20 protein-coding genes are annotated in these 20,579 nt (G+C 57.6%); 5 read left to right on the forward strand and 15 right to left on the reverse strand.

Annotation, left to right across the window (positions count from 1 at the left end; genetic code table 11):
• Window positions 1–139 precede the first annotated feature (139 nt).
• Window positions 140–793, forward strand: a complete 654-nt coding sequence (locus tag CKV94_RS05760; RefSeq protein ID WP_064086049.1) for an IS1595 family transposase — start codon at window positions 140–142, stop codon at window positions 791–793.
• Between the two features lie 188 nt (window positions 794–981).
• Here CKV94_RS05760 and CKV94_RS11160 read toward each other — a convergent pair whose 3' ends face one another.
• On the reverse strand, window positions 982–1,860 hold the full coding sequence (locus CKV94_RS11160) for a DUF5339 domain-containing protein (protein WP_035580629.1): 879 nt from the start codon (window positions 1,858–1,860) through the stop codon (window positions 982–984).
• 145 nt (window positions 1,861–2,005) lie between these two features.
• On the opposite strand from CKV94_RS11160, the gene CKV94_RS05775 reads away from it, so the two are divergent.
• Window positions 2,006–2,815, forward strand: coding sequence for a DUF4198 domain-containing protein (locus CKV94_RS05775; protein ID WP_003823699.1), 810 nt, complete (start codon window positions 2,006–2,008; stop codon window positions 2,813–2,815).
• Between the two features lie 198 nt (window positions 2,816–3,013).
• Here the strand turns inward: CKV94_RS05775 and CKV94_RS05780 are convergent, their stop codons facing one another.
• On the reverse strand, window positions 3,014–4,207 hold the full coding sequence (locus tag CKV94_RS05780; protein ID WP_003823700.1) for an NnrS family protein: 1,194 nt from the start codon (window positions 4,205–4,207) through the stop codon (window positions 3,014–3,016).
• A 201-nt stretch (window positions 4,208–4,408) separates the two neighbouring features.
• The gene (locus tag CKV94_RS05785) at window positions 4,409–5,023 is read right to left on the reverse strand and encodes a Maf family protein (RefSeq protein ID WP_003823701.1); all 615 of its coding nucleotides are present in this window, start codon (window positions 5,021–5,023) and stop codon (window positions 4,409–4,411) included.
• Between the two features lie 219 nt (window positions 5,024–5,242).
• Between CKV94_RS05785 and dnaJ the strand changes: the two genes are divergently transcribed.
• Together dnaJ and CKV94_RS05795 are read left to right on the forward strand one after the other, a co-directional pair.
• Window positions 5,243–6,367 carry a molecular chaperone DnaJ gene (gene dnaJ / locus CKV94_RS05790; protein WP_035580632.1) on the forward strand — a complete coding sequence of 375 codons (1,125 nt, stop codon included), beginning with the start codon at window positions 5,243–5,245 and terminating at the stop codon, window positions 6,365–6,367.
• Between the two features lie 392 nt (window positions 6,368–6,759).
• Window positions 6,760–7,548 carry a class I SAM-dependent methyltransferase gene (locus CKV94_RS05795; RefSeq protein WP_035580637.1) on the forward strand — a complete coding sequence of 263 codons (789 nt, stop codon included), beginning with the start codon at window positions 6,760–6,762 and terminating at the stop codon, window positions 7,546–7,548.
• Between the two features lie 168 nt (window positions 7,549–7,716).
• Here the strand turns inward: CKV94_RS05795 and CKV94_RS05800 are convergent, their stop codons facing one another.
• Window positions 7,717–8,565: a factor H binding protein domain-containing protein gene (locus tag CKV94_RS05800; RefSeq protein ID WP_003823708.1), complete on the reverse strand. Its 849-nt coding sequence runs from the start codon at window positions 8,563–8,565 to the stop codon at window positions 7,717–7,719.
• A gap of 387 nt (window positions 8,566–8,952) precedes the next feature.
• On the opposite strand from CKV94_RS05800, the gene CKV94_RS05805 reads away from it, so the two are divergent.
• Window positions 8,953–10,392 (forward strand): porin family protein, encoded by a 1,440-nt coding sequence (locus tag CKV94_RS05805; RefSeq protein WP_003823709.1) that lies wholly within the window; start codon window positions 8,953–8,955, stop codon window positions 10,390–10,392.
• A 173-nt stretch (window positions 10,393–10,565) separates the two neighbouring features.
• Here the strand turns inward: CKV94_RS05805 and CKV94_RS05810 are convergent, their stop codons facing one another.
• The 11 genes from CKV94_RS05810 to CKV94_RS05860 all read right to left on the reverse strand — a co-directional run bounded on the left by CKV94_RS05810 (window position 10,566) and on the right by CKV94_RS05860 (window position 20,540).
• On the reverse strand, window positions 10,566–11,372 hold the full coding sequence (locus tag CKV94_RS05810; RefSeq protein WP_003823710.1) for an RNA methyltransferase: 807 nt from the start codon (window positions 11,370–11,372) through the stop codon (window positions 10,566–10,568).
• Window positions 11,373–11,508: 136 nt separating this feature from the next.
• Window positions 11,509–11,991 carry a tRNA (N6-threonylcarbamoyladenosine(37)-N6)-methyltransferase TrmO gene (gene tsaA / locus CKV94_RS05815; protein ID WP_003823711.1) on the reverse strand — a complete coding sequence of 161 codons (483 nt, stop codon included), beginning with the start codon at window positions 11,989–11,991 and terminating at the stop codon, window positions 11,509–11,511.
• A gap of 6 nt (window positions 11,992–11,997) precedes the next feature.
• Window positions 11,998–12,618: a lysophospholipid acyltransferase family protein gene (locus CKV94_RS05820; RefSeq protein ID WP_003823712.1), complete on the reverse strand. Its 621-nt coding sequence runs from the start codon at window positions 12,616–12,618 to the stop codon at window positions 11,998–12,000.
• A complete protein-coding gene (locus tag CKV94_RS05825) occupies window positions 12,615–13,235 on the reverse strand; it encodes a riboflavin synthase (RefSeq protein ID WP_003823713.1) in 621 nt (206 codons plus the stop codon). Before CKV94_RS05825 ends, CKV94_RS05820 begins: the two co-directional genes overlap by 4 nt.
• A 134-nt stretch (window positions 13,236–13,369) precedes the next feature.
• Entirely contained in the window at window positions 13,370–14,455 is a 1,086-nt protein-coding gene (locus CKV94_RS05830) for a leucine-rich repeat domain-containing protein (RefSeq protein ID WP_003823715.1), read from the reverse strand.
• Window positions 14,456–14,545: 90 nt separating this feature from the next.
• Window positions 14,546–15,616: an LPS export ABC transporter permease LptG gene (gene lptG / locus CKV94_RS05835; RefSeq protein ID WP_003823717.1), complete on the reverse strand. Its 1,071-nt coding sequence runs from the start codon at window positions 15,614–15,616 to the stop codon at window positions 14,546–14,548.
• Window positions 15,613–16,725, reverse strand: coding sequence for an LPS export ABC transporter permease LptF (gene lptF, locus CKV94_RS05840; protein WP_003823718.1), 1,113 nt, complete (start codon window positions 16,723–16,725; stop codon window positions 15,613–15,615). The genes lptG and lptF overlap by 4 nt, the downstream gene beginning before the upstream one ends.
• 319 nt (window positions 16,726–17,044) lie before the next feature.
• The gene (locus CKV94_RS05845) at window positions 17,045–17,401 is read right to left on the reverse strand and encodes a RidA family protein (RefSeq protein WP_003823721.1); all 357 of its coding nucleotides are present in this window, start codon (window positions 17,399–17,401) and stop codon (window positions 17,045–17,047) included.
• 113 nt (window positions 17,402–17,514) lie between these two features.
• A complete protein-coding gene (locus tag CKV94_RS05850; protein WP_003823723.1) occupies window positions 17,515–17,979 on the reverse strand; it encodes a hypothetical protein in 465 nt (154 codons plus the stop codon).
• A 139-nt stretch (window positions 17,980–18,118) separates the two neighbouring features.
• The gene (waaA, locus tag CKV94_RS05855; RefSeq protein ID WP_064103652.1) at window positions 18,119–19,387 is read right to left on the reverse strand and encodes a lipid IV(A) 3-deoxy-D-manno-octulosonic acid transferase; all 1,269 of its coding nucleotides are present in this window, start codon (window positions 19,385–19,387) and stop codon (window positions 18,119–18,121) included.
• 280 nt (window positions 19,388–19,667) lie between these two features.
• A complete protein-coding gene (locus CKV94_RS05860) occupies window positions 19,668–20,540 on the reverse strand; it encodes an SEL1-like repeat protein (RefSeq protein ID WP_003823728.1) in 873 nt (290 codons plus the stop codon).
• Window positions 20,541–20,579 lie beyond the last annotated feature (39 nt).

The following is a 20,579-nucleotide window of genomic DNA, read 5'->3' on the forward strand; positions in this document are numbered from 1 at the left end:
TGATTCATACCAGGCAGCGAGCCGCAGACAGTACAGCCAGTACGGCAAAGTGGGCTAGCGCGGTATGCAGTGAAGCACTTTATAGTGAATTAAAATTTAAGGGGCTGTACTAGATTAGCAGATATGTTACCCTCGAAATATGAAGATAACACACTGCAAATTAAGGAAGAAAGTACAGAAAGAACTGCTCCGCTTTTTTGTACTCGAAGTTACCGCCCGTTCTGCCGCCGATATTTTGGGTATCCATCCCAATTCGGCAGCCCTGTTCTACCGCAAAATCCGTATGGTCATCAGCCATCATTTGGCCTTGGCTGCCGATGAGGTTTTCGATGGCTCTGTCGAATTGGACGAAAGCTATTTCGGCGGACGGCGTAAAGGCAGACGTGGTCGCGGTGCGGCAGGAAAAGTGGTTGTCTTTGGCATTCTGAAACGCAACGGACGGGTCTATACCGTTGTGGTGGATAATGCCAAGTCCGATACTTTGATGCCTGTTATCAAACAGAAAATCATGCCGGACAGTATTGTTTATACCGATAGTCTGAGCAGTTACGACAAGTTGGACGTGAGCGGTTTTATCCATTACCGCATCAACCATTCCAAGGAATTTGCAGACCGCCAGAACCACATCAACGGCATTGAGAACTTTTGGAATCAGGCAAAACGCGTCTTACGCAAGTACAACGGAATCGATCGCAAATCTTTCCCGCTGTTCTTGAAAGAATGCGAATTTCGATTTAACTTCGGCACACCATCCCGGCAGCTTAAAATCTTGCGGGAGTGGTGTGGAATTTAGGGCTAATCTAGTACAGCCCCAAATTTAAACCAGTACAGCGTTGCCTCGCCTTGCCGTACTGGCTGTACTGTCTGCGGCTCGTCGCCTTGTCCTGATTTAAATTTAATTCACTATAGTTATGTGAGCCGCATAAAAGGCTACCTGAAAAGCCAATCAAGCATTTCAGGTAGCCTTTTGATCATGTTGCTTCAACGCTTATGCGCTGCCGAAGCAGCTTGCGGTTTGGCTTCGGCAGGTTTGGTTGGTGGCGGTTTGGCCTCAGCCGGCTTGCTGTCTGCGGCTTTTTGTTCGCAGCCCATTTGTTGCACCATTTCTTCAAACTGTTGACTCACCACTTCACAGCCCTCGGTATCTAATTGCGAGAGGTCGCCGCGTGTGGTTTCTAGCGATTGCAACAGTGCATCGGCCTGGCCGTCGGGGGCTTGGCGGAAACAGGCGCGGGCGCGTTGGAAATAGGTCTCACACACGGGGTTCATGTGGTCGGCGGTGGTGGGCGGTAGGGCATGTTCCGGCTCGGGATTGGCTTCGGCGGCGGTGAGCGGGTCGTCTCCGGCATTGCCGTCCGACACTTCGGGGGTAACCAGTTCCACCGATACCGTGGCTGTTTCGATGCCGGATGCGTTGCCAGCGGCGGGTGCCGAAGCCTGTGAAGCAGCAGTCTCAGCGGCAGGAGCAGGGTGTTTGCGGCTGACGCCGGCCAGAAGCCCGAAAGCGAGCAGCAGGCAGCCGGCCACTACGGCGGCTACAGCCAACAGCTGCGGTTTTTCACGCACTTGCTGCGGCAGGGTGCGCAGTTTCCCCCGCAGTTTCTGCCACTGAGCGCGCAAGTTTCCCCGCCATTTGGATGGCGTGGCGTTCGACTTAGCTTGCCGTTTTGGCCGCAGGGCTTGCAGCTTTGCCTGCAGCTGCTGCCGGTATTGTTTCCAGTTTGGTTTGCCTTGCATGATGATGAATGTTGGTATGGGGCTGTTGCCGTTGCGCATCTTACACGCAAGCCGTGCCGCGCGGGAAGAGCGGCGGCAGGGCAGGGCGGTTTTTGCAGCATTTTCAGGTAGCCTGGATGGCATGGCCTGTGTTAGCTGAAGCGATCGGTGTTTTCCTGCTAGGCTCGTTAACACCGCAGGAGGCAATAAATGTGTTGGCTATATTTCCTGAACCAAATAGTTATGGTATAACACACCGTCTGTGTAAACAATCTGTAAAGGAGTTTTTATGTTCCGCCATTTATTGTCTGCCGTGCTGTTGGCCGGTTTATCGGTGGCCGCGCACGGCCATGAGGTGTGGGTGAATGCTGCGCACACGCATGGCGGCGAGGTGTTGAAGGCCGAGCTGGGCTATGGGCACTATCCCGAGTTGGAGCCGATTGCGGCCGACCGTTTGACGTTGTTTCCCAAGCCGCTGCAATTGCTCACGCCGCAGGGGAAAATCGATTTGGTACAGCGCGGGCAGCATAATTATCAGTTTGAAACGCCGCGTGCGGTGGCCGATGGCAGCTACCTGTTGTTGGCGCAATACCGCCCGACTTTCTGGTCGCGCAATGCGGCGGGCTGGCAGCGTCAAAACCTGACGCAGATGAAAGATGCCACTTATTGCGAACAAACCAGCATGTTTGGCAAAGCGGTGGTGAACGTGGGGCACGAAAGTGCGAGTAAGGAGCTGATCAGCCGGCCGGTGGGCGATTTGCTGGAGATTGTGCCGCTGGAAAACCCGGCCAATGTGCGGGTGGGCGAAGTATTGCCGGTGCGGGTGTTGTTCCGTGGCGAGCCGCTGCCGGATGCCACGGTGGTGGCCACGTTTGACGGTTTCTCCCACCGCGACCCGGCCGACAAATCACACCGCCTTGAGCCGCAGGCGTTCTCCGACACTACCCGCGCCGACGGCACAGTGGGCATCATCCCGCTGCGCCAAGGCAGCTGGAAAGTGCGCGTGGTGCACAAAACCGATTTTTCCGACCAAGCAGTGTGCGGCCAGCTGGCTGCTTATGCCACGCTAACCTTCGAGATCGGCAGCAGCCATCATTGAGTTGGCGGTTTCAGGTAGCCTCAGCCTGCGGGCTCACGGCTATTGCTGCATCTAAAAAACAGGGTGGGCAATCTTTGCCCGCCCTGTTTGCGTTTGGTGTTTGATGGAAAACAGCGTTTATTCTGTTTCCAGGTAGCCTCTATAAGCCAGCCAAAGGCTACCTGAAAAATGCCGGCGCGGTTTCAGGTAGCCTGCAACTCAGCCTTCTTTGCCGTCTACCCGTGGCGCGGTCAGCCAGGGCAGGTAGCGCCAGGTGTAGAGCAGCAGTGAAGCGGCAAACAGCAGGCCGGAGAGCCACAGGCCGGGCTGGTAGGCAGCCGGATACAGATACATCAACACAGCCGTGGCGGCACGTGCCAATGCGGCGGCCACCATCAGCCAAAACGCCAGCGGCATGGCGGCGGGCGCAGGGTAGAGCGGCCGACCGGTGTGCCCCAGCGCGGTGCGCACCATCATGCCCACCGTCATCAGCCCGATGCCGCCCACGGCCACCAAATGCACGCCCAGGCTCTGCCAGCGCGGCAGCCAATGCCCCAAGCCCATCACGGTAAGCCCCGCGCCGGTGAGCAGGAATCCCGCGAACAGAATCCACAGCATCGGCTCTTTAGCCACTTCCGGCCGCCACCAGCGCACGGTTTGCACGATATCCAGCAACCCAGCCGCTATGCTGAGCACGGCTGCGGCAGCCAGCGCCGCATCAGCTGCCGAAGGCGGCAGCACCGCCTGCAAACCGTAGAGCAGAGCCATGGCCAGCGGCACCACCAAAGAAGCCGTCATCACCAAAGGATGGCTGCCCACCTGCTCGCAGCCGAGCCGTTTGGCGGTGAAGAACGGGATTACGCGCATCCCCACCAGCCCGATAAAGCCGGCCATCACGGAAAGCCCGGCAAACAGCCCGCCGGCGAGCGCGGAGAAATTATGCCGTGCCAGCTGCCAATGAAACAGCGCCTGCAACAGGCCGAACATAAACAGCGCGGCCACCGCCAAATAATTGCGCTTGTTGCGGCTGCGCACCACGGCCACGCCCATATACCAGGCCGCAAGCCAATAGAACGCCACGCCCGCGATGCCACCGGCCAGGGTGAGCGGCGCGGCAAAGGCAAACGCGCGCGCCAACAGCCACAGCAGTGCCAGCATCATCAGCGGCGCGCCCCAAGTGCGCGGCTGTTTCGTCCAGGTGGCCACCGCCGTGAGCAGGAAGGCCACCACCACCGCGCCGGCATAGCCCCAAATCATTTCGTGGGCATGCCAAAAGTAATTGGGCAGCGCGGCCGTGCCTTGATAGCCGAAGCTCCACAGCAGGATGGAAAGCGTGCCGTAGAGGGAGGCCAGCGGGTAGAAGGGGCGGAAGGCCATGCCCCAAACGGGATGGTTTTTGGAAAGCAGATTCATGATGTGTCGATTATTGGTTTGAAGGTTGGGGTTGGTTAAACGGGGAAGGCTACCTGAAAAACGGCAGGCTTTCAGGTAGCCCTTAAATCATGCGGCAATACGGTTTCAGCTATAGTGGATTAACAAAAATCAGGACAAGGCGGCGAGCCGAAGACAGTACAGATAGTACGGCAAGGCGAGCCAACGCTGTACTGGTTTTTGTTAATTCACTATGGCCTCTGCAAACGGCGGCACGGGCGCACCCAATTGGTGCAGCAGCTGCACGGTTTCAAACACGGGCAGCCCCATCACGCCGCTGAAGCTGCCGGCAAGATGCGCCACAAACACGCCGCCAATGCCTTGGATACCGTATGCGCCGGCTTTATCCAGCGGTTCGCCGCTGGCAATATAGGCCGCGATTTCCTGCACGCTCAGTTCTTTAAACCGCACATCGCTGCGCTGTGCCGCCTCCAGCGTTTGGCCGCCGAGCGACACGCACACCGCCGTCCACACTTGGTGTTCGCGCCCGGAAAGGCTTTCCAGCAGCTCGCGGGCGTGCGCCGCATCGCGCGGTTTGCCCAAAATGGCATTGTCCAGCGCCACTACTGTATCGGCGCTCAACAGCGGTTGTGCCAGGGCAAGGCCGCGTTGAGTTGCCAGTTGCCGTGCTGCCGCGTTTTTCTGCCGTGCCATCCGCGACACATAATCCGCCACCGCTTCGCCCGGCAGCGCCGTTTCGTCGATTTCTGCCGGCAGCAGCACGGGTTGGAAACCTAATGAAGCCAAAATTTCGCGGCGGCGCGGGCTGGCCGAGGCCAGATAGATGGTGTTGGGCATGGCGTTTCTTTACATAGCTGCGGAAGCCGCTAAGGCTACCTGAAAATCCTGTTTTCCGCGATAGCTAAAACGGGTGAATTTGCGCGAGCGGGGCGGTGTGGCAGATTCCCACGTTGCGCCGCCCGCAGCCGGAAGCAAAGTTAATCTACTTGAGAACTTGTTTTTCCCGTTCCCGCCCTAATCTTGCGCGGCAAACTGTTTATTTATCCATTAGCAACCATGAGCGATCAAGATTATTATCAAACCCTCGGCGTCTCCCGCGATGCCTCCGACGACGAAATTAAAAAGGCCTACCGCAAGCTGGCGATGAAATACCATCCCGACCGCAACCCCGACAATAAGGAAGCGGAAGAGAAATTCAAAACCATCCAAAAAGCCTACGAAATCCTTTCCGACCGCGAAAAACGCAGCCGCTACGACCAATTCGGCCAAGCCGGGGTAGACGGCAATGCCGGCGGCTTTGGTGGTTTCAGTGGCGCGGCCGGCTTCGATTTTGGCGATATTTTCAGCCAGATGTTCGGCGGTGGGGGCGGCACGCGTCAGCAAAACTTCCAAGGCAAAGACCTGCGTTACGATATTGAAATCACGCTGGAAGAAGCCGCAGCCGGCAGCAAAAAACGCATCACCATCCCCTCGCATGAAGAGTGCGACATCTGCCACGGCTCCGGCGCCAAACCCGGCACCTCCGCCACCACCTGCTCCACCTGCCACGGCTCCGGCGTGGTGCACGTGCGCCAGGCTATTTTCCAGCTGCAGCAAACCTGTCCCACCTGCGGCGGCTCCGGCCGTGAAATCAAAGAGCCGTGCGTTAAATGTCACGGCGCAGGCCGCGTGAAGAGCCGCAAAACGCTGGATGTGAACATTCCTGCCGGTATCGAAAACGAGCAGCCCATCCGCCTTTCCGGCGAGGGTGAGCCCGGCTCGCACGGTGCCCCGGCCGGTGATTTGTATGTGGTGGTGCATATCCGCCGCCACGAAATCTTCGAGCGTAACGGCTTGGATTTGCATTGCGAATTGCCTGTGAGTTTCACCATCGCCGCTCTGGGCGGCGAAGTGGAAGTGCCCACGCTCAACGGCCGTGTGAAGCTGAATATTCCGAAAGAAACCCAAACCGGCCGCCGCATGCGCGTGAAAGGCAAGGGCATGAAATCGCTGCGTTCTTCCTCGATGGGCGATTTGTATTGCCACATTGTGGTGGAGACCCCGGTCAATCTCACCGATCGCCAGCGCGAATTGCTGGAAGAGTTTGAAAAAATCTCCACCGGCCTCGACCGCGCCCAAACCCCGCGCCAGAAATCGTTTATGGACAAACTGCGCGATTTGAAAAACGATCTGTTCGACTAAGGCGGCAGCCCGCCGCACAAAAGGCTACCTGAAACCCACTAGGGCGTTTCAGGTAGCCTTTTTTCAGGTAGCCTGCTGCTTGCTGTGAACACACTTTTGCAGTATAAACACCTCCGTGCCACATAAAACAACATCATTATTCATCGGCGCTTCAAACCACTTCTCCATTTCCCCAAAACTGCCGCCAGCCGCCGTGCATCCGCGTGTGTGGCTGAAACCGCCGTCTGTTTTTCAGGTAGCCTTTTGCCAAATCGTTTGCGTGGCATGATATGCAGTGAACCAAAATAAGAATGGGTAAGGCGAAACAACGTACAGCATTCTTATTTGAATCTTCTACACGCAAGCCCTTGGGCACGGCAGCCCCGCTCACCGCATCCACACAGGAGAATTTTATGAAGAAAGACCAAACCGGCCATCATTTCCTCGCCCGCCTCGGCAAAACCCGCCTGCGCCCCGGCGGCCGTTTCGCCACCGAATGGCTGATCAACCAAACCCGCTTCGCCCCCGACACGCAGGTGCTCGAAGTGGCCTGCAATATGGGCACCACCGCCGTAGGGCTGGCGCAGCGTTTCGGCTGCCACATCACCGGCGTGGATTTGGACGAAAACGCATTGAATAAGGCCCGGCAAAACATCCGCGCCGCCGGGCTGGAACATCTGGTGCAGGTGCAGCACGCCAACGCCACCGAGCTGCCCTTCCCCGATAACAGCTTCGATGTCGTCATCAACGAAGCCATGCTCACCATGCTGCCGCTGGCCAATAAAGAAATGGCGGTGGCCGAATACTTCCGCGTGCTCAAGCCCGGCGGCGTGCTGCTCACGCACGATGTGGTGGTGAGCGAGCACAACACCGAAGAAGCCGTGGAACGCCTGCGCGACACCATCCAAGTAAAAGTTACCCCGCTCACCGAAAGCGCCTGGACCGATCTTTTCCACCGCAGCGGCTTCCGCGACATCACCACCATCAGCGGCGGCATGACCCTGCTCTCGCCCAAGGGCCTGATTTACGACGAAGGCTGGCGGCGTGCCTTCCAAATCGTGAAAAACGCGCTCAAAGCCGAAAACCGCGAAACTTTCAAACGCATGTACTGCACCTTCAATGACCCGGCCAAACCCATGGGCTACATTGCCGTACACAGCCGTAAGGCTGCCGATGCCGCTGTGGGCGAACAAAACGCTTGAATGTTTTGTACATGCCGGATGTAGGAAAGGCTACCTGAAAATCTACTGGGATTTCAGGTAGCCTTTTGGCGATGGCTGGGGTTTCGTGGTTCAGGGTTGGCGCGTTTCAGAGGGAAAGTTGAGCAAAAACGCATGAGCAAAACTTGTCAGCCACCGCTTCAAGCAGGGTTAATTTACCCGTCCGCCGGCGAAACCGACTTCCTTGTTCGGCTGATTGTTGAAATGTGCCTTACCGGCAATTTCATTGGCTTGCGGACCAAAAATGCCGAGCTCGTAATTACCCGCCCCGTGTGTGGCAGAATTGGCTGCGCCGTTAATCACATTATGACCATGCGGGTTTTGGGTAATCGGTGCTTCTGCCAAATCAATATTGCCGAAACCGTTTAAGCCGGTAATCGAGCCGTGGCCTTTTCTTGCACCGTAATCAATTTGATAGTTCAAACCATTGCTGTGGTCAGCTGAGCCGGTAACCGAGCCTGTCATTGCCCGGCCTTTATAGGTGATGATGCCTTGGGTGGGCAGATTGCTGGTGAATTCACCTTGGATGGAGCGAACATAGAAGTCGCGGGTTGGCGTGGCCGGATGGCCGGGCTCGATTCTGTTGTGCAGTTGCGCGCCCACCACGGCGGAGTAGGCCTGTTTGTAAACTTCCAAAACGCCGCTTTCCATTTGGTTCCCACTGCTATCTTTCAGCACATAGGGCAGGGAGGTGAAGGCGTTCTGCCGTTTGTGGCCGATAGGGATTGTATCGCGGCTGGAGTAGTCTTTTTCATGATTCTGTGTGCCGATGAATTGGTCGTCTGTAATCCTGATAGTCGATGCCTGTCTACTGCCTATGGTGGGCAGTAGACCTGTGTGGGTGAACTCATCCGAGCCGATATTGCTCAGTTGGCGATAACCGCCTTCTTTGGGTGTAAACGGATCAGTAATCGCATTGGCCAGTGAGTTACCGGCGCTGCCGCAGCCGCCTAGGGTAAGGGCAGTGATGGCAATGTAAAGAATGTGATGCTTTTGCATGTCAAATCCTTTCGTTTTGTTGCAGGGAATACTATTTGGATTGGATACAGTATAACACGGCGCTTGGCAGGAAATATGACGAATATCAAATAGTTTGATATTTATTGGTAGTGAAAAGCTGGTTTGTTGGTTAATTTAGGCAAGAAAATTTACGTTCTTTTTTGAATATAAAATTTGTAAAAAAGGATATAAATGGTTAAGCCAGAACAGCTAAATCTGCTTGAAAACAGACGAGAAATTCGCCATTTTGTCCACAAAAAGGCGGTTGTGGCCGAGTGGAGTCATTATCATTTCCTGCGTTTTACAAATGTTAGTTCAGGTTTGGCGGGCATATTGAATCCGCTATAATCCGCCCGTTTATAGATTTTGCCGCAAAGAAAGCGTTGGATGAGAATACAGAACAAGCCGCGGCTGGCCGCCTGCCTGCTGCTGTTGCCTTTTCAGGTAGCCTTGGCCGATCTGCCGGCAGACAGGCTGGAAACCGAGCCGGATACCGGCTTCGACATCACGCCAGCGGCCGCGCCGCAGGTGGAGGCTGCGCCCGCTCCTGCCAACACTCAGCCCGACAAACGCCTGCAAATGAGCCGCGAAGAATTGCTCCAGCGCCCCGAGCTGCTGCAACAGGCGCTCAGCTATGCCGTGCTCACCCACAATGCCGACGGCGCGGCACTGCTGCTGCCGATTTATCTCGAATTGCCCGGGCCGCACGATGCGCTGCTGGTGGCTTTGGCACAGGCGCTGATTGCCCGTGCCAAGGGCGACTACCAGCGCGCCATCGGCCTCTACCGCGCCGTGCTGGCCGCCGATCCCGATATCCCGCCGGTGCGCCTTTCGCTGGCGCAAAGTCTGTTTGAAAATCGTGCCGACAAAGATGCGCGGCAAGAGTTCGAACATTTCCGCCAAACTCCCAATCTCGCGCCCGAGCTGCAACAGCTTGCCGGGCAATACCTGGAAGCCCTGCGCAAACGCGACCGCTGGAGCTTCGGCGGCAGCGTAAACTTCATCAGCGACAGCAATGTAAACAACGCCGGACGCGAGCGCGAAATCCGCACCTCGCGCGGCGTATGGACACTGCCCGAGCCCGAGTCCGCCCAAGGCTTCGCCTACCGCCTCAACGCCGATCGCGACTGGAACGTACACGGCAACCTCTACTGGCGGCTCAGCCTCGACGACTACGGCAAATTCTATTGGAATAACCACAAATACGACGACCAAATCGCCCGCCTCAGCAGCGGCCCCGCCTACAAAACCGCCCGTGCCGAAGCCGCCGTTACCCCTTATTACGAGCGCCGCTGGTATGGCACACACAAATACTCGCGCGAAGTCGGCGTGCGCGCCGAATGGCAATATTGGCTCACCCCGCGCCATAAAATATTGAGCGCGCTTGAAATCGGCGAGCAGCGCCACGACCGCCGCCGCTGGCTCGACGGCGACAGCTACACCGCTTCCGGCACTTGGCTCTTCGTGCGCAGCCCCACCCAATATTTCAGCTTCGGCCTCGACTGGCTGCGCAAAACCGCCGAAGACAACAGCGAATCCTACACCCGCAAAGGCCTGCGCTTGGGCTGGACGCAGCAATGGGGCTGGGGGCTCACCACCTCCGCCCAAATCAGCGCCGGCCACCGCAGCTACGACGCCCCCGACCTGTTCCGCATCACCCGCCGCGACCACGAGCTTGCCGCCAGCCTGGTGCTCTCCCACCGCAAACTGCAATTCGCCGGCATCACCCCGCAGCTGGTGGGCACCTGGCAGCGGGTAAACAGCAACCACTTCTTCTATCCCTACCGCAAAGGCAACGTGTTTATCCAGTTTGGGCGTTCGTTCTAACGTTGTAGGCTGGTAATGGAAAAAGGAAAGGCTACCTGAAAGTTTCAGGTAGCCTTTTGCACTGTAGTGGATTAAGTTTAAACCAGTACGGCGTTGCCTTGCCGTTCTATCCGTACTGCCTGCGGCTTCGTCGCCTTGCCCTGATTTTTGTTAATCCACTATAAAAGCGCCATTTAATCTTTCAGCCGCTGCGAAATCCTGTTCCACAAGCCGCGCAGCAGGTCGATGTCTTCGCGGCTGGGAGAGGCGCGGTCGAAGAGGCTGTGCAGGCGGCGCATCATGCGCTCTTGGTTGCGGCGGTTGGCAAAGCCGGTTTGCTCGATGATTTGCTCCAAGTGGTCCACCATGCCGCGCGTTTGGCTTTGGGTGGCGGGCGTATGTGCTTGCTGCAGCTGGCTCATGCCGATGCCAGTTTGGCTGAAAATTTCGTAGCACACCACTTGCACGGCCTGGGCGAGGTTGAGCGAGAAATAGGCGGGATTGCCGCTGATGGTGAGCAGGCGGTTGCAGCGTTGCACTTCATCAATATTCAGGCCGAAAGTTTCGTTGCCGAATACGAGGGCTACCTGAAAACCTTGCTGCGCAGCCTGCAGTAGCTCGGGCACGAGTTCGCGCGGGGTGTGCAGCGGCGCGGAGAGTTCGCGGCGGCGGCTGGTGAGGGCGCAGCTCAAGACGGTGTCGGCCAGCGCTTCATCTAAGCTGGCCACAATTTGCGCCTGCTCCAGCACGTCGCGCGCGCCGGAAGCGAGAATGAAGCTTTCTTCCGGCAGCTGGAACGCGGCAGCCTGGGCGGCATCGAAAGTAGGCGGCTCGGGGGTCATCGGCGTGGCCATCAGGTTGGGTGCGACTAGGGTGAGGCGGTTCAAGCCCATGGTTTTCATGGCGCGGGCGGCGGCGCCGATGTTGCCGGGATGGCTGGTGCGGGTGAGCACCACGTGGATGTGGCGCAGATAGTCGGGAACGGTGGGGGTGTCTGTCATATCAATCGGTTTCAGCGGCGATCAAAGCACGGCTTCCTTGCCAGCGGCATTGGCTGGCTTGGTTGGAGGAGTTGTACGGGCAATGATTAAGCACGATTTTTGGGTATTCAAGGCATTTTGTGCTGAGTGGGCGGGCTCACGATTCAAAGCGTTTGTCGGAACGCAAATTTTCCGGGCGCAGCGTTTTCCCTTCCAGCCAGCCATTTCGAACCTGGGTTTGCTGGTCGAAATAAGAATAGTAGGGCTTGATATCGAGCAGCGGGCTGCCGTTGAGCATATCTACGCCTTTGAAATGCACGATATTCCCGACCACGCTTTCCACGCGCACAATCGACATGCCGATACGGTTTGGCCGTTTGGGCGAGCGGGTGGCGAAAATGCCGTGCGGCAGCGTGTCCATAAACGGCACCACCTCCAGCTGATAGCCGGATATTTTATGCAGCAAGAACAGCAGGATGATATGCGAGAAGCCGTCTAAATCCTTTAAGCCAGGCACAAATTTTTCATCCAGCACGGCTTTGCCGCGCGTGTCGGCCAGCACAGACGGCTGTATCGGCATATCGGCGATGTCGTTAAACGGCGTTTCGAGGCGGCCGATGGGGCTAAGTGTAATCTCCATATATCATCAATCGGTTTCAGCCGTCTGGGCTTCACGCAGCGGCCAAGACAAACGATGTTTATGCTTCGGCTCGATGCCGCGAAACAGCGCGGCCAGTGCGGCGTGGTCGGCGGCCATGTCGGCGGTGGGGGTAAACAGCGGCAGGAAGCGCACTTCGCGCCGCCCGTAGTCGATCGCCACCGGCAATACCGGCACACTGGCGCCGCGGGCAATCCGCCAGTAGCCGCTTTTCCATTTGGGCGCAGCGTGGCGTGTGCCTTCCGGCGAAATGCCGAGAAACAGCTGCTCATTGCGGCGGAAGGCGGCCACGGCTTCGTCCACTACGCCGCCGGCGCGTTCCCTATCCAGCGGCATCACGCCCGCCCAGCGCAAAAATGCCGCCAAGCCGGGCACGGCAAACAGGCTTTTCTTGCCGAAGATGCTCATTTTCAAATCCAAAGCCAACAGAGCAGGCAACACATACAGCCCGTCGAAATTCGACGTGTGCGGCACGGCCACCACCACGCATTTGGCCACATCCGGCACGCTGCCTGCGATGCGCCAGCCCAACAGCCGGAGTAAAGCGGCCGCCACACGGCGGCTGATTCCGCCGCCCCGGCGCGGCACCTGCGGCGGCAGCGGCATCATGCGTTGTCCTTTTCCGCCAAAATCCTTGCTACGGTGTCCACAATCACCTGCGTTTGCGGATCGATTTCCACATTCACCCGCTCTCCCGCCCGGCGGCTGCCAAACAGCGTGCGGCTCAGGGTTTCGGGGATGAGGTGGACATTAAATTCGCTGTCGCTTACCGTGCCGATGGTGAGGCTGCAGCCGTCCAGCCCGATGAATCCCTTAGAGAAAACATAGCCTTTCAGGTTTTCAGGTAGCCTGAACCACACGGTGCGGTTCAAGCCGTGGGTTTCGATGCGGCTGATTTCGGCGGTGGCCGTGATGTGGCCGCTCATGCTGTGGCCGCCGATTTCGTCGCCGAAGCGGGCGGCGCGCTCGATGTTTACTTTGTCGCCCGGCTGCAACGTGCCCAAATTGGTTTTGGCCAGCGTTTCGCCCATCAGGTCGAAATCTGCCACGCCGTTTTCGTGTACGCGGGTGATGGTGAGGCAGCAGCCGTTGTGCGCCACCGATGCGCCCACGCGCAAATCGGCATCCGCGCCCTTGGGCAGGCGCACGGTGTGGCTGCGGAAATCGGGCGCACGCTGATCGACGGCCAGTACTTCGCCCAAGCCTTGTACGATTCCTGTAAACATAGTTTTTCCTTGATTACTTTATGGTTGGAGAGGCTACCTGAAAGCGCTCCTAGCCTGTTTTCAGGTAGCCTTTAGCTGTGCTGAGGCTACCTGAAAGGGAGTTTTCAAATTCAATATGCGGGCAACGAATGCCCCTAGTCTTCAAACACAAACGGCTCGAACTCCGGATACATATACACCACAATCTGTTCGCAGCCGTGCTGTTGGGCAAGTGCCCGCATTGCGTTTTGCGTGGCCACCTTTTCGTGGCCGATGCCCAGTTGTGCAATGTGTCGGTTTTCGATAAGCGGGAGGTAGATATTCAAATCCAGCTGCATGGCATTTTGGATGGCAAACTCGCGGATGGAGCGGCTGTGTGCTACCTCGCTGAAATTGAACAGGTTTTTGCAGGAAGTAATCTTCACCCGACGCAGCTTCTGCAAACCGGCTACTTGGGGAAAGCGTGTGATGCCATTTAAGGTTTCCACAAACAGAAACTGCAAATTCTGCATTTGCGATACAAAATCCAAGTTTTTCAGCTTAGGCAGCCGCCACAGCTGCAAATATTTCAACATGGGCAGCTGCGCGGCAGCATCTATGTTTTCAAAGCCGCATAGTTGCAGGGTGAGGTATTGCAGATTGTTCAGGCCGGCCACAAAATCGAGGCTTTTAGGCTTGGAAATACTGCGCAGTACGAGCGCTTCCAGCTCTTGCAGCTCGGGTAGGGCTTTGTCTAAATTTTTCTCCAACTTTTGGAGATATAGCGTTTTTAGGTGCTGAAAACGGGTGAGCACGCTCAAATCTGATTTGGCAGATTTGGTTTCGGAATCCAAATACAGGTTTTGCAGATTCGGATTTACGCCATTGAGGAAATCCAAACTGCCGAAGCCCTTGTTGGCTTTCAAAGCCAAGGTGTGCAGATTTTCAAACTTAGCCAGTTTTTCCAAATTGTTGATGTTGCCCACGCTGACTTCAAGCGACAGGTTTTGTAGCCCGGGAAAGTCAGCAATCCAATCTACATCGAAATCTCGATACAGATAAAAACGCAGATGGGTAGACGGATGCTGCTGCAGCACTTCTTCCCATAAAACAGGCAGAATGACCTTTAAATCAGCCCCTTCGATAATCTGGATACGGTCTAATTCGTGGATTTTGCTTTTGTATTTCGGCAGGTCTTTGCGGAACTCAGGTAGAGAATCAATGTTCCAAAAACCTAATCCGCAGCTGAATGATCCGGCCATATTGGTTTCCCTTTTTCAAAACATACGCTGCTGAACCGAAACCTGAGGCTACCTGAAAAATACTGTAGCCTATTTTCAGGTAGCCTTTTCTCAACGCACTTCCTGCCGCCTAATTAGCCAAGCGGCAGCGATGGCAAATACCGTGCCGGGCAGGATGGCGGCGCCGAAGGGCGGCATGCTGGAGAGTTGGGCGACATAGCCGGAGAGCAGGCCGGCGAAGTGGAAGGCGAGGCCGAGGCAGATGCCGAGAAACAGGCGCACGCCGATGTTGCCGTGGCGCGAGCTTTGCGGCGTGAAGGCGAGCGCCACCAAGGCCATCACCGTGCAAATCAGCGGGTAGAGCAGCTTGCGCCACCAAACGGTGGCATAGGCGGCGGTTTGCTGGCCGTTGCTTTGTAGGTGGTCGATATACATTTTCAGGCTGCGGGCCGACATTTGGTCGGTGTCCACCAAAAGCACGCCGAGTAGCTCCACGCCCACGTCGCTGGGCCATTCTACGCTGGCAAGCTGCTCGGTTTGGGTGCGTTCGGCAGCAATATGGGTGCGCGCCACCTGTTTGAGCGTCCAAGTGCCGTTGCCGTTTACACGGCCTTCGGAGGCTTGCCAAGCGGATTCCAGTGCGGCATGTTGGTTATAGCGGTAGATGCGGATGCCGAGCAGGCGGCCGTCGGGCAGCATTTCGCGCACGTTGATGTTGTCGCTGCCCTGCCGAAACCACAGGCCGCTGCCGCCCAGACTCACAGTTTGTTGTACGGCATGCAGGCGCAGCCGCTCGGCACGTTGTTCCATATAGGGGGCAACCCATTCGCCCAAAGCCACGCCGAGCAGCCCAGCCAGCAAGCCTACTGAAGCCACGGTGGCAATGATGCGCTTGAGAGAAGCGCCGCTGGTGCGGATAACCGTCCATTCGCTGGCGGAGGCGAGCTGGCTCAAGGCGGCCAGGCAGCCGATGAGCACGGCCAGCGGCAGTAGGGTATACATATGCCCGAACAGGCGCATACCCACATACAGAATCAGGGTGAGCACGGTGTAGTTGCCGTCGCCCACATCGTCTACGGCGTTAATCACTTCAAAAAACGAGAACAGCACCACTAAGGCCAAGAGCGCATACAACGTGGCCGTGCCCAAGCGGCGGATCAGATAGCGGGTGAGCAGTTTCATGCCGGTTTGCCTCCCAAGGCCAGGCGCAAAGCCTGCCAAAATGGTCGCGAGGGCTGGCTGCGCACGCGCAACAGCAATACGGCCAACATCAGCATCAAAAGATGCGGCACAATCAAACCCGGCCACAGCGGAATCTTACCGCTGCTGATGCCGTCGCGCACCAGCGTGAGGCCGTTTTGATAGAGCAGAAACATGCCGATGGCGCTTAAGAGGCTGTAGCTGCGGCCGCTGCGGTTGTCCATATAGGAAAGCGGCAGTGCCAATAGCGCCAAAATCAGCACGCTCACCGGCATGGTGATGCGCCACATCAATTCGCCGCGCAAGTCGGGGTTGGTATTGCCCCACAGCTTGGCCGTTGGCACGGTGCGGCGGTGGATATCGCGCTGCACCAGCTTGGGCGCAGTGCCCACCACCAAATGCAGGCGCTCAAACGATACTTCATCGTAATCCGCCATACCCGGCGTGCCGCTGTAGCGGCGGCCGTTAAACAGTTCCAGCGTGCGCTTGTTGTCGGCTTCGGCAAAGCGGCCGCGTTCGGCGGTAATCAGCGTGTCGCGCCCCTGCGGGTTTTGTTCGCGGATAAACAGATTGGCCGCCTCGCCGCTGCCGGCATCGAATTTTTCCACAAAATACACGCGTGGCGTGCTGCCACCAAACTCCTGAAACACACCCGGGCGCACCATAGAAGTATCCTGCCGCCGCTTCAGCACTTCAGCAAATTCGCGGCTGCGCGCATCCGCCCACGGCATCACCAGCATCGACACCAATGCCGTGAGCAGGGCGAAAGGCACGGCAAACGCCATCAATGGCCTAATCCAGCCGTAAAGCGACAGGCCGGACGAGAGCCACACCGCCATTTCGCTGTCGCGCCAATAGCGGGAAAGCACGGTAAGCGCACTGATATAGGCGGTGAGGATGAGCACGATGGGCATCAGCGCCACCGTCCAAAATGCCACCAGCGTGGCCACCGCGTCTGCCGCCACCTTGCCGCCGGCCGCGCCGCCCAACAGCTTCACCGCCTGCACCGCCACCAATGTGGCCAAGAGCAGCACGAATACGCCCATCGCCGTTTGTGATACTTCTTTAATGAATTTTCTCTGATAAACCATATCGTTCCGTAGTTTTGCCGGTTTCAGGTAGCCTGAAGCAGCTGTTGGCCGAAGCCTCTCTTGCACACCAAGCAAGATGCCGTTGCAAAAAAGGGATAAATGCTTTAGGGGCTGCTGGCAACCACTTTTCCCAGTGGGTTTTTGCCCCCAAGGCGGCAGATTCAAGGCGGAAACCGCAGTAAGGCTGGACACCTTGCAATGATTTCCAGCGCGGAAGATGCCGCTGGGGCAATAAAGACGCGGAAACCAGAAGTGATCAACACTCCCTAACCATATAAAACAGAAACCGCGCGGATTGTACGGCAGAAGGCCGCTGCTGTCATGCGGTGCGCTGCAGCGCCGTAATCTTGATTTCCACTTTCCAGCCCGCATCCGCCAGCGCGGCCTGCACACAGGCGCGGGCAGGAGCTTTGCCGGGCGCCACCCAGGCATCCCACACCCGGTTCATGCCCGCGTAGTCGGCCATATCGGGCAGATAGATTACCGCTTCGCAAATATGCGCCTTGTCGGAGCCGCAATCGGCCAGAATCCGATCGATTTGCGCCAGCACATCGGCGGTTTGCGCTTCGATATCGGCTTCAGGGTTGGCGGGCACTTGGCCGGAGAGGAAAACGAAATCGTTGGCCACCACGGCTTCGGAATAGCGCGCGGCAGGGAGATGATGGTGGAGAGGCATGGGAAGACCTTTCTTTTGGAACGGAGAAATAGGGGGAAAGGCTACCTGAAAATCTTCATTTCATTGCGGCTCATGCTTTCAGGTAGCCTGTAAGCCGGGTATGGATACCCGATTTATTGCAGCTGCGGTTTGGGCAGAAATGCCGACAAAATCAGCGAGCTGGCCGCGCCGCAGCTCATTATAACCAGCATTTTCATCAACAATGTTTGCGAGTGGCTATACAACGTGCTGACATCCCAGTTTATTACTACAAACCATAACAATGACAGCACCGCACCCGTCACCACCGCGCAGGCCACACCTTTTGCCGTGCGGTGCAGGCGCAGCCGCATGGACAGCAAGCCGGTAAGCAGCGCGGGAATGCCGCCGAACACATATCCCCACAGCACCAATCCCCACATTGCGCCCATCACCTCAGCCAAACCGGCTCGGGAAAGCCAGCCGCTTTGCAGCCATAAGTAGTAACAAGCCAACAGCCACGCCCCCAACGGCCCGCCCAATAAGGCGTAAATCATCGGCACCCGCCACGGGTAAGGCGGTTTGGCGGGAACGGTTGTCTGCAGCTTACTTTGTTCCATCTCATCGTCCTTTTGGCATCATGCTATGGGGCTACCTGAAACGTTAGCTTCACAGAAACTCAGCTTCTTTCGGAAACCTTGTTTTAACTTCGTTGAAGCTGGCGTTTTAGCTTCTCAGAAACTTCGCTTCGCTCCGTTTTCAGGTAGCCTCGTCCAAAGCCGCGCACACGGCTTCGGCAATCCGCTCGCTGGCGCCTTGGTGCGCTTGGATAAAGCCGGCGGCTTGGGCGGAGAAGCGTTCGCGTTCGGCGGGGTTCGCCAGCCAGTGTTGTACGGCGGCATACCATTCGGCGGGGGTGGCTACCTGAAGCGCGGCGCCGGCGGCCAATGCGCCCGCGCAGGCGGCGGCGAAGTTGTAGGTGGAATAGCCGAACAGGGCAGGCTTGCCGCAGGCGATGGGTTCGATGATGTTTTGACAGCCGGTGTCCACCAAGCTGCCGCCCACAAAGGCCAGATCGGCGGCCAGATAGTAGGAGAACAGCTCGCCCATGCTGTCGCCCAGCCACACTTGCGTGTCGGGGCGCACGGCGGCTTCGTCGCTGCGCCGCTGCACGCGCAGGCCGAGCGCCGCCGCGCCTTCGGCCACGGCATCGAAGCGCTCGGGATGGCGCGGCACGATTACCAAAAGCGCATCGCCTTGATACTGCTGCCACTCTTGCAGCAGCAGCAGCGCTTCGTCTTGGTTTTGATGGAAACGCGTGCTGGCGCACACCACAACGGGGCGGCCGCCGATGCGTTGCTTAAACGCCGCGGCCAGCTCGCGCATGGCTGCGGGCGGAGCAATGTCGTATTTCGTGTTGCCGCACACCAGCACGTTTTCCGCGCCGATGCTGCGCAGGCGCTCGGCATCGGCTTCGGTTTGGGCGAGCACGCTGCGGAAGGATTGCAGGGCGGGGGCGAACAGGGACGGCCAGCGACGGTAGCCCTGTGCGGATTGCTCGGAGAGGCGGGCGTTGGCCAGGAACACGGGCAGATTGGCCGCGCGGCAGGCGGCCAGCAGGTTCGGCCAGATTTCGGTTTCCATGATGATGCCGAAACGCGGCTTATGCTGGGCGAGGAAGGCGGCTGTCCAAGCCGGGTGGTCGTAGGGCAGGTAGCGGCATTGGGCATCGGGAAACAGGCTCTCGGCGGTGGCGCGGCCGGTGGGCGTCATTTGCGTGAGCAGCAGCGGGGCATCGGGAAAACGGCGGCGCAAAGCCTGCACCAGCGGCACGGCGGCGCGGGTTTCGCCCACAGACACGGCGTGCACCCAAATGGCGTGCTGCACAGGATTATCCAGCGGCTCGCCGAAACGCTCGCCTTGATGCAGCAGATAGGCGGGGGAACGACGGCTGCGTTTGGCGAGCAGGTGACGGGCCAGCGGACGACCGAGCAGGCGGGTAAGCAGGCGGTAGAGGGCGGGGAGCATGATTGGATAAAGCGTTTCAGGTAGCCTTTGGGTGGGGAGAGGCTACCTGAAAAATCAGATTGGGTGAAGTGGGGGCGCGGATGTCGGGCATGAATGCCCGGGCTGCGGGAAACGGTTTCAGGTAGCCTGAATGCGGATTGGGGCTACCTGAAAGCCCTATCTTGGATTAGGCGGCAAACCGCAACCCAATGTTTGCCTAAGATAGCTTGGACTGCTACAACCTACGGCTAACCAGGTTGCGCGGGCTTGCCGATGTTTTCAGGTAGCCTGATGAGGCAGGCTAGTGCCCTTCCTGTTGCAGCAGGCGCAATGCAGATTGGGCGGAACTGTCCCCTTGTGCGGCAGCTTTTTCAAACCAGTAGCGGGCACGGGCATAATCCTGAGTTACGCCCTGCCCACGGTTGTAAAGGACACCAAGACCATGTTGCGCAGCCGCCAGTCCTTGTGCAGCGGCTTTCTCAAACCAATGGCGGGCGCGGGTATAATCTTTCGGCACACCATGACCTTGGTCATATAACAGACCGAGGTTATATTGTGCGGCAGCATAGCCTTGTGCAGCGGCTTTTTCATACCAGCGGCGGGCACGGACGTAATCCTGAGTTACTCCCAGTCCTCGGTCGTAAAAGGCGCCGAGATTGTATTGTGCAACAGCATCACCTTGGGTGGCCGCTTTTTCATACCAGTGGCGGGCACGAACATAGTCTTGCGGCACGCCATGCCCGTTGTAATATAGGGACCCAAGGTTGTATTGCGCAGCGGCATAACCTTGAGCAGCAGCTTTTTCAAACCAATGGCGGGCATGGGCATAATCCTGAGTTACACCCAGCCCACGGTTATAAAGGACGCCGAGATTGTATTGCGCAGCAGCATCATTTTGGGCAGCCGCTTGTTCAAACCAATAACGGGCACGAGCATAGTCTTGCGGCACGCCTTCCCCCTTCGCATACAAGAGGCCGAGGTTTTGCTGAGCGGTAGCATCGCCTTGTTGTGCCAACGGCAAAAATAATTCATGGGCGCGGCGGTAGTCTTGTTGCTGATAGGCGGAAAAGGCCTGATCGAGTTGCTGCCGCTGCTCGGCCGTTGGTGCGGCGGCTGTGGTTAATGATGCGACCAACAGGCTGGCGGCAAGAAGGATTTTGATACGGCGGTTCATATTTTTTCCGATAAATAATTGGCAAATCTGCGATTTATC

Origin of the sequence: Eikenella corrodens (genome assembly GCF_900187105.1) — a bacterium.
Taxonomy (GTDB): Bacteria; Pseudomonadota; Gammaproteobacteria; order Burkholderiales; family Neisseriaceae; genus Eikenella; species Eikenella corrodens.

Coding starts and splice junctions, on each gene's coding strand:
- CKV94_RS05760 (WP_064086049.1), top strand. CDS start 140: ATGAAGATAACACACTGCAAATTAAGGAAGAAAGTACAGAAAGAACTG.
- CKV94_RS11160 (WP_035580629.1), bottom strand. CDS start 1,860: ATGCCATCCAGGCTACCTGAAAATGCTGCAAAAACCGCCCTGCCCTGC.
- CKV94_RS05775 (WP_003823699.1), top strand. CDS start 2,006: ATGTTCCGCCATTTATTGTCTGCCGTGCTGTTGGCCGGTTTATCGGTG.
- CKV94_RS05780 (WP_003823700.1), bottom strand. CDS start 4,207: ATGAATCTGCTTTCCAAAAACCATCCCGTTTGGGGCATGGCCTTCCGC.
- CKV94_RS05785 (WP_003823701.1), bottom strand. CDS start 5,023: ATGCCCAACACCATCTATCTGGCCTCGGCCAGCCCGCGCCGCCGCGAA.
- dnaJ (WP_035580632.1), top strand. CDS start 5,243: ATGAGCGATCAAGATTATTATCAAACCCTCGGCGTCTCCCGCGATGCC.
- CKV94_RS05795 (WP_035580637.1), top strand. CDS start 6,760: ATGAAGAAAGACCAAACCGGCCATCATTTCCTCGCCCGCCTCGGCAAA.
- CKV94_RS05800 (WP_003823708.1), bottom strand. CDS start 8,565: ATGCAAAAGCATCACATTCTTTACATTGCCATCACTGCCCTTACCCTA.
- CKV94_RS05805 (WP_003823709.1), top strand. CDS start 8,953: ATGAGAATACAGAACAAGCCGCGGCTGGCCGCCTGCCTGCTGCTGTTG.
- CKV94_RS05810 (WP_003823710.1), bottom strand. CDS start 11,372: ATGACAGACACCCCCACCGTTCCCGACTATCTGCGCCACATCCACGTG.
- tsaA (WP_003823711.1), bottom strand. CDS start 11,991: ATGGAGATTACACTTAGCCCCATCGGCCGCCTCGAAACGCCGTTTAAC.
- CKV94_RS05820 (WP_003823712.1), bottom strand. CDS start 12,618: ATGATGCCGCTGCCGCCGCAGGTGCCGCGCCGGGGCGGCGGAATCAGC.
- CKV94_RS05825 (WP_003823713.1), bottom strand. CDS start 13,235: ATGTTTACAGGAATCGTACAAGGCTTGGGCGAAGTACTGGCCGTCGAT.
- CKV94_RS05830 (WP_003823715.1), bottom strand. CDS start 14,455: ATGGCCGGATCATTCAGCTGCGGATTAGGTTTTTGGAACATTGATTCT.
- lptG (WP_003823717.1), bottom strand. CDS start 15,616: ATGAAACTGCTCACCCGCTATCTGATCCGCCGCTTGGGCACGGCCACG.
- lptF (WP_003823718.1), bottom strand. CDS start 16,725: ATGGTTTATCAGAGAAAATTCATTAAAGAAGTATCACAAACGGCGATG.
- CKV94_RS05845 (WP_003823721.1), bottom strand. CDS start 17,401: ATGCCTCTCCACCATCATCTCCCTGCCGCGCGCTATTCCGAAGCCGTG.
- CKV94_RS05850 (WP_003823723.1), bottom strand. CDS start 17,979: ATGGAACAAAGTAAGCTGCAGACAACCGTTCCCGCCAAACCGCCTTAC.
- waaA (WP_064103652.1), bottom strand. CDS start 19,387: ATGCTCCCCGCCCTCTACCGCCTGCTTACCCGCCTGCTCGGTCGTCCG.
- CKV94_RS05860 (WP_003823728.1), bottom strand. CDS start 20,540: ATGAACCGCCGTATCAAAATCCTTCTTGCCGCCAGCCTGTTGGTCGCA.